12 protein-coding genes and 7 tRNA genes are annotated in these 17,733 nt (G+C 53.8%); 5 read left to right on the forward strand and 14 right to left on the reverse strand.

The genetic code is table 11. The features are described 5' to 3' along the window. Window positions 1-166: 166 nt before the first annotated feature. Complete coding sequence (gene miaB, locus F384_RS02915; RefSeq protein ID WP_046477465.1) at window positions 167-1,591, reverse strand: tRNA (N6-isopentenyl adenosine(37)-C2)-methylthiotransferase MiaB; 1,425 nt, start codon at window positions 1,589-1,591, stop codon at window positions 167-169. A gap of 145 nt (window positions 1,592-1,736) precedes the next feature. Here miaB and ubiF point away from each other — a divergent pair, with 145 nt between their 5' ends. Further along, on the forward strand, window positions 1,737-2,912 hold the full coding sequence (gene ubiF / locus F384_RS02920) for a 3-demethoxyubiquinol 3-hydroxylase (RefSeq protein WP_046477466.1): 1,176 nt from the start codon (window positions 1,737-1,739) through the stop codon (window positions 2,910-2,912). Window positions 2,913-3,011: 99 nt separating this feature from the next. Here ubiF and F384_RS02925 read toward each other — a convergent pair. From F384_RS02925 to nagB, 12 genes are all read right to left on the reverse strand, one after another. Next, window positions 3,012-3,086: transfer RNA gene (locus F384_RS02925), tRNA-Gln, on the reverse strand. A 52-nt stretch (window positions 3,087-3,138) separates the two neighbouring features. Further along, window positions 3,139-3,213 (reverse strand) — tRNA-Gln (locus F384_RS02930). A 47-nt stretch (window positions 3,214-3,260) separates the two neighbouring features. Beyond that, a tRNA-Met gene (locus F384_RS02935) sits at window positions 3,261-3,337 on the reverse strand. A 19-nt stretch (window positions 3,338-3,356) separates the two neighbouring features. After that, window positions 3,357-3,431, reverse strand: a tRNA-Gln gene (locus tag F384_RS02940). Between the two features lie 36 nt (window positions 3,432-3,467). After that, window positions 3,468-3,542, reverse strand: a tRNA-Gln gene (locus F384_RS02945). Window positions 3,543-3,565: 23 nt separating this feature from the next. Next, window positions 3,566-3,650 (reverse strand) — tRNA-Leu (locus tag F384_RS02950). Window positions 3,651-3,658: 8 nt separating this feature from the next. Then, window positions 3,659-3,735, reverse strand: a tRNA-Met gene (locus F384_RS02955). A gap of 224 nt (window positions 3,736-3,959) precedes the next feature. After that, window positions 3,960-5,624: an asparagine synthase B gene (gene asnB, locus F384_RS02960; RefSeq protein WP_046477470.1), complete on the reverse strand. Its 1,665-nt coding sequence runs from the start codon at window positions 5,622-5,624 to the stop codon at window positions 3,960-3,962. A gap of 254 nt (window positions 5,625-5,878) precedes the next feature. Continuing rightward, the gene (nagD, locus tag F384_RS02965; RefSeq protein WP_046477474.1) at window positions 5,879-6,631 is read right to left on the reverse strand and encodes a ribonucleotide monophosphatase NagD; all 753 of its coding nucleotides are present in this window, start codon (window positions 6,629-6,631) and stop codon (window positions 5,879-5,881) included. Between the two features lie 46 nt (window positions 6,632-6,677). Continuing rightward, entirely contained in the window at window positions 6,678-7,898 is a 1,221-nt protein-coding gene (gene nagC / locus F384_RS02970) for a DNA-binding transcriptional regulator NagC (protein WP_046477475.1), read from the reverse strand. An 8-nt stretch (window positions 7,899-7,906) separates the two neighbouring features. Then, the gene (gene nagA / locus F384_RS02975; RefSeq protein ID WP_046477478.1) at window positions 7,907-9,055 is read right to left on the reverse strand and encodes an N-acetylglucosamine-6-phosphate deacetylase; all 1,149 of its coding nucleotides are present in this window, start codon (window positions 9,053-9,055) and stop codon (window positions 7,907-7,909) included. Between the two features lie 59 nt (window positions 9,056-9,114). Beyond that, window positions 9,115-9,915: a glucosamine-6-phosphate deaminase gene (nagB, locus tag F384_RS02980; RefSeq protein WP_046477480.1), complete on the reverse strand. Its 801-nt coding sequence runs from the start codon at window positions 9,913-9,915 to the stop codon at window positions 9,115-9,117. Window positions 9,916-10,240: 325 nt separating this feature from the next. Between nagB and nagE the strand changes: the two genes are divergently transcribed. The 4 genes from nagE (at window position 10,241) to chiQ (ending at window position 16,339) form a co-directional block, all read left to right on the forward strand. Then, the gene (gene nagE / locus F384_RS02985) at window positions 10,241-12,256 is read left to right on the forward strand and encodes an N-acetylglucosamine-specific PTS transporter subunit IIBC (protein WP_052746877.1); all 2,016 of its coding nucleotides are present in this window, start codon (window positions 10,241-10,243) and stop codon (window positions 12,254-12,256) included. A gap of 189 nt (window positions 12,257-12,445) precedes the next feature. Continuing rightward, on the forward strand, window positions 12,446-14,113 hold the full coding sequence (glnS, locus tag F384_RS02990; RefSeq protein WP_046477484.1) for a glutamine--tRNA ligase: 1,668 nt from the start codon (window positions 12,446-12,448) through the stop codon (window positions 14,111-14,113). A gap of 437 nt (window positions 14,114-14,550) precedes the next feature. Further along, complete coding sequence (chiP, locus tag F384_RS02995) at window positions 14,551-15,957, forward strand: chitoporin ChiP (protein WP_046477487.1); 1,407 nt, start codon at window positions 14,551-14,553, stop codon at window positions 15,955-15,957. Between the two features lie 49 nt (window positions 15,958-16,006). Beyond that, a complete protein-coding gene (gene chiQ, locus F384_RS03000) occupies window positions 16,007-16,339 on the forward strand; it encodes a ChiQ/YbfN family lipoprotein (RefSeq protein ID WP_046477489.1) in 333 nt (110 codons plus the stop codon). 52 nt (window positions 16,340-16,391) lie between these two features. Here the strand turns inward: chiQ and tcuC are convergent, their stop codons facing one another. Then, the gene (gene tcuC / locus F384_RS03005) at window positions 16,392-17,687 is read right to left on the reverse strand and encodes a tricarballylate/proton symporter TcuC (protein WP_046477491.1); all 1,296 of its coding nucleotides are present in this window, start codon (window positions 17,685-17,687) and stop codon (window positions 16,392-16,394) included. Window positions 17,688-17,733: the final 46 nt, after the last annotated feature.

The raw sequence follows: 17,733 nt of genomic DNA on the forward strand, positions 1-17,733 counted from the left end.
GGCCTGTCAGGAAATTATTCACGCCACGGGGTAAAGGCGCAAGCACTGGTATAAAGATGGGGGCGTAGAGAGGAAATACAAGAGTCTTATCGGGCCTATGAAGCGTCGTGCTCCAGTAGGCCCGATACGCGTAGCGCCATCGGGCATTTTGACGTTTTCAGCAGAATTAAGGCTGCCAGAACCCGACGCCAATCTCGTTTTCTTTACGGGTACGGGCAATCACCGATTGCGGGGTTTCTGCAATGCGCAGACCCATTTCGTCTTCGGTGCGTACCACTTTCCCGCGCAGTGAGTTGGTCCAGACGTCGGTGATTTCCACATCGACAAATTTACCGATCATCTCCGGTGTGCCTTCGAAGTTCACCACGCGATTATTTTCGGTACGGCCAGACAGTTCCATGATGCTCTTACGCGACGTGCCTTCCACCAGAATGCGCTGAACGGTGCCGAGCATGCGACGACTCCAGGCCATCGCCTGCTGGTTAATGCGATCCTGCAAAATATACAGACGCTGCTTCTTCTCTTCTTCCGGGACGTCATCGACCATATCGGCGGCTGGCGTTCCCGGACGTGCAGAGAAGATAAAGCTGTAGCTCATGTCGAAATTGACGTCGGCAATCAGCTTCATGGTCTGCTCGAAGTCCTGGGTGGTTTCCCCCGGGAAACCAACGATGAAGTCGGAGCTTATCTGAATGTCCGGACGCGCCGCACGCAGCTTACGGATGATCGCTTTATATTCCAGCGCCGTGTGGGTACGCCCCATCAGGTTCAGCACGCGGTCCGAACCGCTCTGTACCGGCAGGTGCAGGAAGCTCACCAGCTCCGGCGTGTCGCGATAGACGTCGATGATGTCATCGGTGAATTCAATCGGATGGCTGGTGGTGAAACGGATACGGTCAATGCCATCAATGGCGGCAACCAGACGCAGCAGGTCGGCGAACGAGCCGGTGGTGCCGTCGTAGTTCTGCCCGCGCCAGGCGTTGACGTTCTGACCGAGCAGATTGACTTCACGTACGCCCTGAGCGGCAAGCTGGGCGATTTCAAACAGGATGTCATCCGACGGGCGGCTAACTTCCTCACCACGGGTGTAAGGCACCACGCAGTAAGTACAATACTTGTTGCAGCCTTCCATAATAGAGACAAAGGCGGTCGGACCTTCCGCGCGCGGTTCCGGCAGACGGTCAAACTTCTCGATTTCCGGGAAGCTGATATCGACAACCGGACTACGGTTGCCGCGAACGGAGTTAATCATTTCCGGCAGGCGGTGCAACGTTTGCGGTCCAAAGATGATATCGACATAGTGCGCGCGCTGGCGAATGTGATCACCTTCCTGAGACGCGACACAGCCGCCGACGCCAATAATCAGGTCAGGATTCTTCTCTTTTAAGAGCTTCCAGCGCCCCAACTGATGGAAGACTTTTTCCTGAGCCTTCTCGCGGATTGAGCAGGTATTCAGCAGCAGCACATCCGCTTCTTCCGCCACGTCGGTCAGTTGATACCCGTGAGTGGCATCCAGCAGATCGGCCATCTTCGATGAATCGTATTCGTTCATCTGACAGCCCCAGGTTTTAATATGGAGTTTTTTGGTCATCGACTTGCTCTTGCGAAATAGTGGCTGAATTGCAGGGCGCATAGTGTAATGCTTTGCTGCTCTGGTGACCAGTATGACCGTTATCAGCCTCAAGGGGTAAAAAATCCTGTAAACTTACGCAATACAGGTAACAGGATGATTGACCATGACAAATCAACCAACGGAAATTGCCATTGTCGGCGGGGGGATGGTCGGTGGCGCGCTGGCGCTGGGACTGGCACAGCATGGATTTACGGTCACCGTGATCGAACATGCCGCGCCTGCGCCGTTTGTCGCCAATAGCCAGCCGGATGTGCGTATTTCGGCGATCAGCGCGGCCTCAGTGTCTCTGCTGAAAGGGCTTGGCGTCTGGGACGCTGTGCAGGGGATGCGCAGTCATCCGTATCGTCGGCTGGAAACCTGGGAGTGGGAAAACGCGCATGTAGTGTTTGATGCCAGCGAACTCAAGCTGCCACTGCTCGGGTATATGGTCGAGAACAACGTTCTGCAACAGGCGCTCTGGCAGGCGCTGGAAGGACATCCCAACGTGACGTTGCAGGTGCCTGCCTCGCTGATTGCGCTGCATCGCCATAACGATCGCCATGAGCTCGAGCTGGCGGGTGGCGAGCGACTCAGCGCAAAGCTGGTGATTGGCGCGGATGGGGCGAATTCGCAGGTGCGGCAGATGGCCGGCATCGGCATTCACGCATGGCAGTATGCGCAATCCTGCATGCTGATTACCGTGCAGTGCGAGAACGACCCTGGCGACAGTACCTGGCAGCAGTTCACCCCGGACGGCCCGCGCGCGTTTCTGCCACTGTTCGACAACTGGGCGTCGCTGGTGTGGTATGACTCACCGGCGCGGATCCGTCAGTTGCAGGGGCTGAGTATGGCGCAGCTTCAGATGGAGATCGCAAAACACTTCCCGGCGCGTCTGGGGCAGGTGATGCCCGTCGCCGCAGGTGCGTTTCCACTGACGCGTCGTCACGCCCTGCAATATGTGCAGCCGGGTCTGGCGCTGGTGGGTGATGCGGCGCATACCATCCATCCGTTGGCCGGGCAGGGGGTTAATCTGGGCTATCGCGATGTGGATACGCTTATCGATGTCCTGATCAATGCCCGCAGTTATGGCGAGTCCTGGGCGAGCCAGCCGGTTCTGAAGCGTTATCAGACCCGACGTATGGCGGATAACTTCATCATGCAAAGCGGGATGGATCTGTTCTACGCCGGATTCAGCAATGACCTACCGCCGTTGCGGATTATCCGCAACCTCGGACTGATGGCGGCAGAGCGCGCCGGGGTACTTAAGCGCCAGGCGCTGAAATATGCGTTAGGGCTGTAATTTTAATCCAGGCCTACGATCGTAGGCCTGATAAGCGTAGCGCCATCAGGCAATAAACGCAGAAAAGCAAAAAGCTCGCCGAAGCGAGCTTTTCTAATGTGGCTGGGGTACGAGGATTCGAACCTCGGAATGCCGGAATCAGAATCCGGTGCCTTACCGCTTGGCGATACCCCAATTTAAAATTTCAGGCACTTCTTACATTCACATCGTGAACGTCTTGCAAATTTGGCTGGGGTACGAGGATTCGAACCTCGGAATGCCGGAATCAGAATCCGGTGCCTTACCGCTTGGCGATACCCCAACGAACTGTTTTTGAACCCGTTAACAGGAACTAACGTGTTCTGAATATGGTGGCTACGACGGGATTCGAACCTGTGACCCCATCATTATGAGTGATGTGCTCTAACCAACTGAGCTACGTAGCCAGATATCGTATTTCTTCGATGGCTGGGGTACCTGGATTCGAACCAGGGAATGCCGGTATCAAAAACCGGTGCCTTACCGCTTGGCGATACCCCAATGACCGTCGCGGTAATCCGCAAACTCGAAGAAAGATGGCTGGGGTACCTGGATTCGAACCAGGGAATGCCGGTATCAAAAACCGGTGCCTTACCGCTTGGCGATACCCCATCCGTGCAACGCTTTTATGGGAATGGTGCGGGAGGCGAGACTTGAACTCGCACACCTTGCGGCGCCAGAACCTAAATCTGGTGCGTCTACCAATTTCGCCACTCCCGCAAAAAAGATGGTGGCTACGACGGGATTCGAACCTGTGACCCCATCATTATGAGTGATGTGCTCTAACCAACTGAGCTACGTAGCCCTCTTTTTTCGCGCGTTACCTTATCGGCGTTGCGGGGCGCATTATGCGTATTGAGCCTTGAAGCGTCAACCCCTTTTTCATCGAAAACGGCCGGAATGTGACTGTTTGGTTAGGTTGCGAACAGCGTGACGCAATATTCGGCAAATATTGGTTATTAATCGCTTTCTGAACTGTTTTTCAGGATCAAAAAAGGGCCCCGAAAGGCCCTTTTTCATCAGTGCTGCTTATTGATAAGCGGACTGGTGAACACCCACTGCGCGACCTGATGGATCGTTCATGGTTTTGAACGCTTCGTCCCATTCGATCGCTTTAGCCGAAGAACAGGCGACGGAAGGACCACCCGGCACACATTCTGCGGCGCTGGGGACCGGGAACAGCTCTTCGAAGATCTCGCGGTACAGATACGCTTCTTTGGAAGACGGCGTGTTGTACGGGAAGCGGAAGCGAGCGGTTTCCAGTTGCTGATCGGAAACTTGCTCCGCGGCCACCTCTTTCAGGGTGTCGATCCAGCTGTAGCCCACGCCGTCGGAGAACTGCTCTTTCTGACGCCATGCGACGCTTGCTGGCAGATAGGATTCGAAACATTCACGAAGGACATGTTTTTCCATCTTACCGTTGCCGCACATTTTATCTTCCGGGTTGATACGCATCGCCACGTCGAGGAATTTCTTATCCAGGAACGGAACGCGTGCTTCCACACCCCAGGCTGACATGGCCTTGTTAGCGCGGGCGCAGTCAAACATATGCAGCGCCTGCAGCTTACGCACGGTCTCTTCGTGCAGTTCTTTGGCGTTTGGCGCCTTATGAAAATAGAGGTAGCCGCCGAACACTTCATCAGACCCTTCGCCGGACAATACCATTTTGATGCCCATCGCTTTGATCTTACGCGACATTAAATACATCGGCGTCGAGGCGCGAATGGTGGTTACGTCATAGGTTTCGATGTGATAAATCACGTCGCGGATCGCGTCCAGCCCTTCCTGTACCGTAAAGTGAATTTCATGGTGTACGGTCCCCAGGTGGTTCGCCACTTCCTGCGCGGCTTTCAGATCCGGAGCACCTTCCAGACCGACGGCAAAGGAGTGAAGTTGCGGCCACCAGGCTTCAGAACGCTCGTCATCTTCCACACGACGGGCGGCGAATTTTTTGGTGATTGCCGAGATGACGGAGGAATCCAGGCCGCCAGAGAGCAACACGCCGTAAGGTACATCAGACATCAGATGGCTTTTGACGGAGTCTTCCAGCGCCTGACGCAGTTCGTTTTTGTCGGTAACGTTATCTTTTACGGCGTCAAAATCAAACCAGTCACGCTGGTAATACTGACGGATTTCACCGTCTTTGCTCCAGAGGTAACTTCCCGCCGGGAACTCTTGAATGGTGCGGCAAACCGGCACCAGGGCTTTCATTTCTGACGCGACGTACAGGTTGCCGAACTCGTCGTAGCCCATGTACAGCGGGATGATACCGATGTGGTCGCGACCAATCAGATAAGCATCCTGTTCGCTGTCGTACAGCGCGAAGGCAAACATTCCTTGCAGATCGTCGAGAAATTCCACGCCTTTTTCCTGATACAGCGCGAGGATCACTTCGCAGTCAGAACCGGTCTGGAACGCGTAGCGATCGCCATATTCTGCACGCAGCGCCTGGTGATTGTAGATTTCACCGTTCACGGCCAGCACGTGGGTTTTCTTTTCGTTATACAGCGGTTGAGCGCCAGCGTTGACGTCGACAATTGACAGACGTTCATGGGCCAGAATGGCCTTATCGCAGGCATAAATACCGGACCAGTCCGGACCGCGATGGCGCATCAGGCGAGATAGCTCAAGGGCTTTTTTACGCAGTTCACCTGCATCTGACTTAATATCGAATACGCCGAAAATTGAACACATAACCTTCTCCGTTAACCTGTTGCGTAATGCTTTTTGTGTTTGCTTGCTAAAGAAAATGCCGCAAAGGAACGGGAGGCGCAAGGGGTTTGCGGTCCGGAAAAGAAAAAACGCAATGGTCATTGCTGATTAGTGAAAAAAGATTATGGTTTGAGCATATTCATTGACGAATTGTCAGTTTTTTGCCGATTTTGTTGAATGGGATTATTTTTCTGGTGGGCGAAAATGAAAAACCACGTCCTGGGACGTGGTCTGGGTTAAATAACGTCGATTTCGGCGACGGAGGGATAAATCCAGCTCGGGCGGAACGGCATACTGTCGATGTCATCCAGCGTGGAAACGCCGGAGAGCACCAGAATGGTTTCGAGCCCCGCCTGGAAACCGGCGAGAATATCGGTGCGCAGGTTATCGCCGACGATCACCGTCTCTTCCGAATGCGCCTGCATTTTGTTTAACGCCGCGCGGATAATCCATGGACTCGGTTTACCGACGTAGAACGGTTTACGACCGGAGATTTTCTCGATACCTGCGCAGAGCGCGCCACAGGCCGGATAAAAACCGCGGCCGTGGGTATCCGGGTTGGTGGCGATAAAGCGCGCGCCGTTTGCGACAAAGAAGGCCGCTTTATGCATCATGTCCCAGTTGTAAGAACGGGTCTCGCCGACGATGACGAAGTCCGGGTTCACGTCAGTAATGGTGAAACCGGCTTTATACAGCTCGTGGATCAGTGCGCCTTCGCCGACAACATACGCCTTTTTCCCTTCCTGACGACGCAGGAAATCGGCGGTTGCCATGGCCGAGGTATAAAACACGCTGTCCGGTACATTGACGCCAGCGGTTGCGAAACGGTTGGCCAGATCCTGGCCGGTCTGCGACGGGTAATTGGTCAGCAGCACCAGCGGCAGGCCTTTCTCCATAACGCCAGTCAAAAACTCCGCCGCACCCGGTACGGCGACGTTGTCGTGCATCAGCACGCCGTCGATATCACAAATGACATTCTTGATGGTCATGAACTACCCAGGAAATGTGTTAATAATCCGATACTATAAGAGCGCATCAGTTTTCCAGCAAATGCTGGAGCAAAATACCGTTGAGCATGGCGCGTTTTACCAGCGCAAAGGCACCGATGGCGGAGCGGTGGTCCAGTGTGGAACGCACCACCGGCAAATTCGTGCGAAACGCCTTCAGCGCCTGCGTATTAATGCAGCTTTCAATGGCGGGTAACAGCACTTTATCAGCTTCGGTTATCTCACCGGCAATCACGATTTTTTGCGGATTAAACAGGTTGATGGCGATCGCAATGGTTTTGCCCAGATGACGCCCGACGTGCTCAATGACCTCTGAGGCCAGGCTGTCGCCCTTATTGGCCGCCTTGCAGATGGTTTTGATCGTGCAGTCTTCCAGCGGAACGCGGCTCTGGTAGCCTTGCTTCAGGAGATTGAGGACGCGATGTTCAATCGCCGCGTTCGCGGCAATGGTTTCCAGACAGCCAAAGTTACCGCAGTGACAGCGCTCGCCCAGCGGTTCAACCTGGATGTGGCCAATCTCGCCAACGTTACCGTTGCGACCAATAAAAATCCGGCCATTAGAGATGATACCGGCACCCGTGCCGCGGTGGACACGCACCAGAATGGAGTCTTCGCAATCCTGGCTTGCCCCAAAGTAGTGCTCCGCCAGCGCCAGACTGCGGATATCGTGGCCGACAAAACAGGTGACGAGAAAACGTTTTTCCAGGGCTTCAACCAGTCCCCAGTTCTCTACCTGGATATGCGGCATATAGTGGATCTTGCCGCTTTCCGGATCGACAAGTCCTGGCAGGATCACGGAAATGGCGATGAGCTCGCGGAACTTGCGTTGGTTGCTGTCGATAAAGGCGGTTATGGCATTGAGCAGCGCGTGTTCCAGCGTTTCCTGCGTGCGTTCGGGCAACGGATAGTGTTCTTCCGCCAGCACTTTGCTGCTCAGATCAAACAGCGTGATGGTCGCATCGTGGCGGCCAAGACGCACACCAATGGCGTGAAAATTGCGGGTTTCGGTGACGATAGAAATGGCGCGGCGGCCTCCGGTGGAGGCCTGCTGATCGACTTCTTTGATCAGTCCGCGTTCAATCAGTTGACGCGTAATTTTGGTTACGCTGGCGGGGGCAAGCTGGCTTTGCTCGGCAATCTGGATCCGCGAGATTGGCCCATGCTGGTCAATCAGGCGGTAAACGGCCGCGCTGTTAAGCTGTTTTACGAGATCAACATTACCTATTTGAGCTTGTCCGCCTGGTGTCATACTTTCTCTTACTCAGTAACGACCTCGTCACCATTAACGATGGTCTTGATGATTTTAAAGTCGTGTGTGAAAGCGGTCAGGTTGGCCACTTTCCCCGCCGCGATGCTGCCGAGGTGTTTCTCAACACCGATGGCGCGCGCAGGGTAGAGGGTCGCCATGCGCAGCACTTCGTCGAGTGCAATGCCGCAATGTTCAACCAGGTTACGCACGCCTTCAATCATGGTTAATGATGAACCGCTCAGCGTCCCGTTCTCATCTACACAAAGTCCATTGCGGTAGTATATTGTTTTACCAGCAAAAATGAACTGTTCAATATTTGCCCCTGCCGGTGCTGTCGCATCCGTCACCAGGCACAGTTTGTCGCCTTTCAGTCGTTTGGCGTTGCGGATGTTGACATAATCAACGTGCAGACCGTCTGCAATCACGCCGCAATAAATGTCGGCTTCATCCAGAATCGCACCCGCCAGACCCGGCTCACGTCCGGTGATATAGGGCATAGCATTGAACAGATGCGTGGCAAAGGTGATACCAGCGCGGAACCCGGCTTTCGCTTCTTTCAGTGTGGCGTTGGAGTGACCGGCAGAAACCACAATCCCGGCGTTCGCCAGTTTGCTGATTACTTCCAACGGGACCATTTCCGGCGCCAGCGTCACTTTGGTGATAACGTCGGCATTATCGCACAGGAAATCGACCAGCGCAGCGTCAGGCTGACGGACAAAGCTCGGATTGTGCGTCCCTTTTTTCACCAGGTTCAGCCAGGGGCCTTCCAGGTGCAGACCCAGCGCCTGATTCGGATGTTTCGCCAGGTATTCACGCATCACGCGAACACCTTGCTTCATGAGATCGTCGCTGGTGGTAATCAGCGTTGGCAGGTAGTTGGTGCAACCTGATTTCTCGTTTGCCTTCTGCATGATCTCCAGTGTTTCAACGGTGACGGCTTCCGCCGTGTCGTTAAACTGGACGCCGCCGCAGCCGTTAAGCTGGACATCGATAAAGCCGGGGGAAAGAATGGCCCCGTTCACTGAACGTTGTTCGATCTCTGGCGCCAGTTCTGCCACAGGGCAAACGCGGTCAATCAGGCCATTGGCGACAACAATCGCATGGTCATCAAGAATTTCGTGGCCGGTAAAGATCCGACCCTGGGTTAAAGCATACATTCCGACCCCCGATTTCAAAAAAATGCCGCCCTGAACACCGTGGCAGGGCGGAGACTACATTACAGACCTTTAATATTTTCTGCTTCTAACTCGTTGAAATATCTCAGTGTCTTAACTTTCAGTTCCATCGTGGATGGCTCGTCGCACACCACAACCGCTTTCGGATGCAGTTGCAGACAGCTGATGGTCCACATGTGGTTAACATTACCTTCAACGGCAGCCTGCAGCGCCTGTGCTTTCTGATGGCCCAGCACCAGAATCATCACTTCTTCCGCATCCAGCAGGGTACCCACGCCAACGGTCAGCGCGTACTTCGGTACCTGATCAACGTCGCCGTCAAAGAAACGGGAGTTTGCCACACGGGTGTCATGCGTCAGGGTTTTGATACGGGTACGAGAGGCCAGCGAAGACGCGGGTTCGTTAAACGCGATATGGCCGTCATTACCCACGCCGCCCATGAACAGGTGGATTTTACCGTAGGAACGGATTTTTTCTTCATACTGGCGGCACTCGGCGTCGATGTCAGACGCGTTGCCGTTGAGCAGGTTGATGTTTTCTGCTGGAATATCAACGTGGTCAAAGAAATTACGATGCATGAAGCTGTGGTAGCTTTCCGGATGCTCTTTTGGCAGGCCGACATATTCGTCCATGTTGAATGTCACGACATGTTTGAAGCTAACCTGGCCCGCTTTGTGCATTTCGACTAAGGCTTTATACGCAGTCAGCGGCGTGCCGCCTGTCGGCAGACCCAGCACAAACGGACGATCGGCTGTCGGTTTGAACGCATTGATGCGATTAACGATATGGCGTGCAGCCCATTTGCCGACCTGTTCAGCGGAAGTCAGGGGAATCAGTCTCATTCTTCACCTCAGAAAGTAAATGTAAGCCGTTGACGGATTGTGCGTCGGTGCATGGTAAGCGTAACCTGGCATGCATCAGTTGGGTCAATCTGTCTTGATTTTTTGAATGATAAAATAAGTTTTCCCACATAGCCAGTAAAAGGGAGTGAATATAACGATATTTGGTGACTAAACTCACAAAAAACACGCTTTTAATTTGCGGTACGAATTAAATTTTTACACACTCACAATGCCAGTAAAGCAACAACTGAATTTCAATAAGTTAGTGACAAAATAAAAACACAGCTTAAAGCGAGCCTTAACGGGGTCTCAAAGGGGGAAGAAAGTGAGTATTCTAGGTTATCTGCAAAAGGTTGGCCGTGCGCTAATGGTGCCGGTCGCCACGCTGCCAGCGGCGGCAATTTTGATGGGGGTCGGCTACTGGATCGACCCGGTAGGTTGGGGTGGAGATAACGCGCTTGCGGCGTTCTTCATTAAGTCCGGTTCCGCCATTATCGATAACATGTCCGTGCTGTTTGCTATCGGTGTGGCTTACGGCATGTCCAAAGATAAAGACGGTGCTGCGGCGCTGACCGGTTTTGTGGGCTTCCTGGTGTTGACCACACTCTGTTCTCCGGCTGCGGTTTCCATGATTCAGAAGATCCCGGCTGACCAGGTTCCTGCCGCGTTCGGTAAGATCAGCAACCAGTTCGTGGGTATCCTCGTCGGTATTATCTCTGCTGAACTGTACAATCGCTTTAGCAGCGTCGAACTGCCGAAAGCGCTCTCCTTCTTCAGCGGTCGCCGTCTGGTGCCGATCCTCACCTCTTTTGTGATGATCATCGTCGCGTTCATCATGATGTACATCTGGCCGGTGATTTTCGACGGTCTGGTCAACTTTGGTGAGCATATTCAGAAGCTGGGATCAACCGGTGCGGGTATCTACGCCTTCTTCAACCGTCTGTTGATTCCGGTGGGGCTGCACCACGCGCTGAACTCCGTATTCTGGTTCGACGTTGCGGGGATTAACGATATTCCTAACTTCCTCGGCGGTGCCCAGTCTATTGAGTCGGGCAAAGCAGTTGTGGGGATTACCGGTCGTTATCAGGCGGGCTTCTTCCCGATCATGATGTTTGGTCTGCCGGGTGCGGCGCTGGCGATTTACCACTGCGCGCGTCCTGAGAACAAGGCGAAAGTGCTGGGTATCATGATGGCCGGTGCGTTTGCTGCGTTCTTTACGGGTATCACCGAACCGCTGGAATTCTCCTTCATGTTCGTTGCGCCGGTTCTGTATGTGATTCACGCCGTCCTGACCGGTATCTCCGTATTCATCGCGGCGAGCATGCATTGGATTGCCGGCTTCGGCTTCAGTGCAGGTCTAGTGGATATGGTGCTTTCTTCCCGTAACCCGCTGGCAACCCAGTGGTGGATGCTGATCCCACAAGGTCTGGTGTTCTTTGCCATTTACTACGTGGTGTTCCGTTTCGTTATCACCAAATTCAACCTGATGACTCCGGGTCGCGAACTGGCCGTGGCTGGCAGCGAAGCGGATGGTCAGGACCTCAATGTGAGCAGCGATAAAGAACAAGACGTTTCAGCCCTGGCGCGTCAGTACATTGCAGCCATCGGCGGTTCTGACAACCTCACCGGTATCGATGCATGCATCACCCGTCTGCGTCTGAGCGTAAAAGACTCGTCGCTGGTGAATGAAAGCCTGGCGAAACGCCTGGGTGCTTCTGGTGTGATTCGTCTGAACAAAACCAGCGTGCAGATTATCGTCGGCTTCGTGGCTGAGAAAATCGCCAACGCGATGAAAACAACGGGCCCTGTTGCGGCGGCTGAAGCTTCTGCAGCGCCTGCTGCCCAGGCGGCGGCAAAACCGCAGGCGGTGCCGAATGCGGTGATCATTGCTGAACTGGTATCGCCAGTGACCGGTGATGTGGTTGCACTGGAGCAGGTGCCTGACGAAGCGTTCGCCAGCAAAGCGGTAGGCGACGGCGTTGCGGTAAAACCAACGGATAAAACCGTGGTATCTCCGGCAGCGGGCACCATCGTGAAAATCTTCAACACCAACCATGCGTTCTGCCTGGAAACCGAGAAAGGCGCGGAAATCGTTGTCCACATGGGTATCGATACCGTCGCGCTGAACGGCCAGGGCTTCAAACGTCTGGTGGAAGAGGGCGCGGAAGTGACGGCAGGTCAGCCGATTCTGGAAATGGATCTGGACTACCTGAACGCGAACGCGCGCTCCATGATAAGTCCTGTGGTGTGCAGCAACATCGACGACTTCAGCGGCCTGGTGATCAAAGCCGACGGTCACGTGGTTGCCGGTCAAACGCCACTGTACGAAATTAAAGGGTAGGACGGATAAGGCGTAAGCCGCCATCCGACAACATGAAGCGGCGGGGGGAAACCTCCGCCGCTTTTTTTTGCAGCAAATTCCCTCCTATTTTTCTTCAGCGCCACTTTTTCAGTAACTAAAGGTTGTCAGTCAGTCCGGCTTATAAGATCATATGCCGTTATACGTTGTTTACGCTTTGAGGAATCCACGATGAGTGAGGCTGAAGCCCGCCCGAGTAACTTTATTCGTCAGATCATCGATGAAGATCTGGCCAGTGGTAAGCACACCACGATCCATACCCGTTTTCCGCCGGAGCCAAATGGCTATCTGCACATTGGCCACGCGAAATCCATCTGCCTGAACTTTGGTATTGCGCAAGATTACCAGGGCCAGTGCAACCTGCGTTTCGATGACACCAACCCGGTAAAAGAAGATATCGAGTACGTTGATTCGATCAAAAACGACGTTGAGTGGTTAGGTTTTCACTGGGCTGGCGACGTTCGCTACTCCTCCGATTACTTTGATCAACTGCACGCCTACGCGGTTGAACTGATCAACAAAGGTCTGGCGTATGTCGATGAACTGACGCCGGAGCAGATCCGCGAATACCGTGGCACGCTGACTCAGCCAGGCAAAAACAGTCCGTTCCGCGATCGCAGCATCGAAGAGAACCTTGCGCTGTTCGAAAAAATGCGTACCGGCGGCTTCGAAGAAGGTAAAGCCTGCCTGCGTGCGAAGATCGACATGGCATCGCCGTTTATCGTGATGCGCGATCCGGTTCTGTACCGCATTAAATTTGCTGAGCACCATCAGACCGGCAACAAGTGGTGCATCTACCCGATGTACGACTTCACCCACTGCATCAGCGATGCGCTGGAAGGCATTACGCACTCATTGTGTACGCTGGAGTTCCAGGACAACCGTCGTCTGTACGACTGGGTGCTGGACAACATCTCCATTCCGGTTCACCCGCGCCAGTATGAATTCTCGCGCCTGAATCTGGAATACACGGTGATGTCCAAGCGTAAGCTGAACCTGCTGGTGGCTGACAAGCACGTAGAAGGCTGGGACGATCCGCGTATGCCGACCATCTCCGGTCTGCGTCGTCGCGGCTATACCGCGGCGGCAATCCGTGAATTCTGCAAACGCATTGGCGTGACCAAGCAGGACAATACGATCGAAATGGCGTCGCTGGAATCCTGTATCCGCGAAGATCTGAACGAAAACGCGCCGCGTGCGATGGCGGTTATCGATCCGGTAAAACTGGTTATCGAGAACTACCCGCAGGGCGAAAGCGAAATGGTCACCATGCCTAACCATCCGAACAAACCGGAAATGGGCACGCGTGAGGTTCCGTTCAGCGGTGAAATTTGGATCGATCGTGCCGACTTCCGCGAAGAAGCCAACAAGCAGTACAAGCGTCTGGTGATGGGCAAAGAAGTGCGTCTGCGTAACGCCTACGTGGTGAAAGCAGAACGGGTGGAAAAAGATGCTGAAGGCACTATCACCACCATCTTCTGTACCTATGATGCGGATACCCTGAGCAAAGATCCGGCTGATGGCCGCAAAGTGAAAGGCGTGATCCACTGGGTTAGCGCCGCCCACGCGCTGCCGGTAGAGATCCGTCTCTACGATCGTCTGTTCAGCGTACCAAACCCGGGTGCTGCGGAAGACTTCCTGTCCGTGATGAACCCGGAATCACTGGTGATCAAACAGGGCTTTGCTGAGCCGTCGCTGAAAGCTGCGGTCGCAGGGAAAGCGTTCCAGTTTGAGCGTGAAGGCTACTTCTGCCTGGACAGCCGTTATTCCAGCACAGAGAAACTGGTGTTTAACCGCACCGTTGGCCTGCGTGACACCTGGGCGAAAGTCGGCGAATAAGCCGCCGCAACGACCTTTTCAAACGCCGCATTCTGCGGCGTTTTTTTATCTTCTGCTCAACGAAATATCTCGCTTTGCGAAGCGAATTAATTCCCATTCAAAAAATGATGTCATTAACAAACGTCTGTTATCGATAACGTGCACAATAAACAGGTAATGGCATGAAACCGCTTTCATCTTTCTGGAAAACAAAGAAAATTTTCATCTTTGCTGTCATTTTTGGGCCGATGAATAAAATGTAACAGAAAGCGATGAAATATGTGCGGTTGCTCATACTCTTACATTCTCGTTACAGAAAGAGATTGATAATTCGCGTCGCGAAAAATAGTCTATCACTGTAGTCAGTGAGGTTTCTATCACTGCTACTTTTAAATTTTTATTTTTTTCGCTGTTTTGCCTTTGGCAACAGCAATTTATACGTCAAAGAGGATTAACATATGCGTACGTTTAGTGGCAAACGTAGTGCGCTGGCGTTGGCTATCGCCGGTATCACAGCACTGTCGGGTCTGGTCGTTGTTCCGCAGGCACAGGCCGAAGGCTTTTTCGATGATTCAACCCTGACGGGCGGCATTTATTACTGGCAGCGTGAGCGCGACCGTAAAGATGTCACCGACGACGATAAATATAAAACTAACCTCTCTCACGCGACCTGGAACGCCAACCTGGATTTCCAGTCCGGCTATGCGGCGGATATGTTCGGTCTCGATGTGGCGGCGTTTACTGCCATTGAAATGGCGGAAAACGGCGACAGCGCCCATCCAAACGAAATCGCCTTCTCGAAAAAGAACAAAGGCTATGACGAAGACTACTCCGGTGATAAGAGCGGAATCAGTCTGTATAAGGCCGCCGCAAAATTCAAATACGGTCCCGCCTGGGCACGCGCCGGTTATATCCAGCCTACCGGTCAGACGCTGTTAGCGCCGCACTGGAGCTTTATGCCAGGTACCTATCAGGGTGCCGAAGCGGGCGCTAACTTTGACTACGGCGATGCGGGCGCACTGAGCTTCTCCTATATGTGGGCCAATGAATATAAAGCGCCGTGGCACACTGAAGTCGATAAATTCTACCAGGGCGATAAAAAGACCAAAGTCGATTATCTCCACTCTGTCGGCGCAAAATATGATTTCAAAAATGACCTGGTGCTGGAAGCGGCATTTGGTCAGTCCGAAGGCTATGTCGATCAGTACTTTGCCAAAGCCAGCTACAAGTTCGATTTAGGTGGCAATCCGTTCTCCACCAGCTACCAGTTCTACGGTGCGCGTGACAAAGTTGATGACCGTAGCGCCAGCGACATTTATGACGGGACGGCCTGGCTGCAAGCGTTGACCTTCGGCTACAAGGTGGCAGAAGTCGTTGACCTGCGTCTGGAAGGAACCTGGGTTAAGGCCGATGGTCAGCAAGGGTACTTCCTGCAACGTATGACCCCGACCTATGCGTCATCCAATGGTCGTCTGGATATCTGGTGGGATAACCGTTCAGACTTCAACGCCAACGGCGAAAAAGCGGTCTTCTTCGGTGCGATGTATGACCTGAAAAACTGGAATCTGCCTGGCTGGGCGGTCGGGGCTTCTTATGTGTATGCCTGGGATGCGAAACCGTCTACCTGGCAGAGCAGCCCGGATGCGTACTACGACAAAAACCGTACCATCGAAGAGTCTTCCTACAGCCTGGATGCGGTCTATACGCTGCAGGACGGTCGTGCGAAAGGCACCATGTTTAAACTGCACTTCACCGAATATGACAACCACTCCAACATCCCGAGCTGGGGTGGCGGTTATGGCAACATCTTCCAGGATGAGCGCGACGTGAAGTTCATTGTGATTGCACCGTTCACCATCTTCTAATGCCAACAGCGGCAGGCCCTGCGCCTGCCGCACCGTTGAGGACCATGCTATGAAAAAACTGATACTCATCGCCGTGATGGCCTCGGGACTGGTGGCCTGCGCACCGTCAACGGCCCCGAAAGAAGACAGCCGGTTGAAAGAGGCGTACAGCGCCTGTATTAACACGGCGCAGGGATCGCCAGAGAAAATCGAAGCCTGCCAGAGCGTGCTGAATGTGCTGAAAAAAGAAAAGCAGCATCAAGCGTTCGCGAATCAGGAGAGTGTAAGAGTGCTGGATTACCAGCAGTGTATTCAGGCGACGCGCACCGGTAACGATCAGGCCGTGAAAGCCGATTGCGATAAGATCTGGCAGGAAATTCGCAGCAACAATACGGCGAAGTAAGCGTCAGAGACAACATAAAACGGGCGGAGAAAACTCTTCGCCCGTTTGCGTTTCAGAGCTTATTCTCTGCCGTCTGATAACCGCGGCTGAGACGGACAAACAGCATTGCCGTCGCGGCGAGTCCACAGAGCGCAGCGCACATGAGCCACCACCCCGGAGAACTCTTATCGCCGGTCAACTGGACCAGCGCCGTGGAAATGGCCGGCGTCAGACCGCCGAAAATTGCCGTGGCGAGGCTAAAGGCCAGTGAAAACCCCACGGTTCGGACATAAACCGGCATAACTTCGGTCAGCGCGGCAACCATCGCGCCGTTGTACATGCCGAAGAAGAACGAGAACCAGAGCAGCACCAGCGTCATGCGGGTGAAATCAGGGGCGGCGGTAAGCCAGTTCATCACCGGCCAGGTGGTAACCAGTGCGAGCAGGGTGATGCCCATCAGCACCGGGCGACGGCCAATCCGGTCAGAGATGGCACCGCCAATGGGCAGCCAGATGAAGTTAGAAATGCCCACCAGCATGGTGACGACCAGACTGTCACGCGCGCTCAGGTTCAAGACGGCTCTCCCGTAAGTGGGGGTATAAACGGTAATAAAATAAAAGGTCGTGGTCGTCATCGCCACCAGCAGGGTACCTGCGGTGATGATGCGCCAGTTTTTAGTAATGGTGGTAAAAATTTCCCTGGTGTCGGGACGGTGTTTACGTTGTAAAAAGGCTTCAGTTTCCTGTAGTGAACGTCGAAGAACAAAAATCAGTGGAATAATCATGCAGCCAATAAAGAACGGAATTCGCCAGCCCCATTCAGAGATCTCATCGTGCCCCAGCGTGGCATTCAGGCCGTAGCCAATCAGCGCGGCGACAACGATCGCGACCTGTTGACTGGCCGATTGCCAGCTGGTGTAAAAACCTTTATTGCCAGGCGTGGCTATCTCAGAAAGATAGACAGAGACGCCGCCCAGTTCGACCCCGGCAGAGAATCCCTGTAATAAGCGCCCCAGCAAGACCAGCGCAGGAGCCAGCAGGCCGAGGGTCTGATAACCCGGAACGAGGGCTATCAGCAGCGTACCGCAGCCCATAATGGCCAGGGTGACCATCAGCCCTTTACGCCGCCCGATCCTGTCGATATACGCCCCCAGTACTACGGCCCCGATGGGGCGCATTAAAAAGCCGGAGCCAAAAACGGCAAAGGTAAGCATGAGGCTTGCGAACTCGCTTTCGGCAGGAAAAAACGTCTTTGCGATATAGGTGGCATAAAAACCAAACAGAAAAAAATCAAACTGTTCGAGAAAATTACCGCTGGTCACCCGCAGTATTGCGCCGAACGTGCCGGCGCGCGATGGTTGTTGAGTCATTGAGGTTGCTCCACTGTCTTATCATAATTATGTATAGAGGTAAGAG

Origin of the sequence: Citrobacter amalonaticus Y19, from assembly GCF_000981805.1 — a bacterium.
GTDB classification, from domain to species: Bacteria; Pseudomonadota; Gammaproteobacteria; order Enterobacterales; family Enterobacteriaceae; genus Citrobacter_A; species Citrobacter_A amalonaticus_C.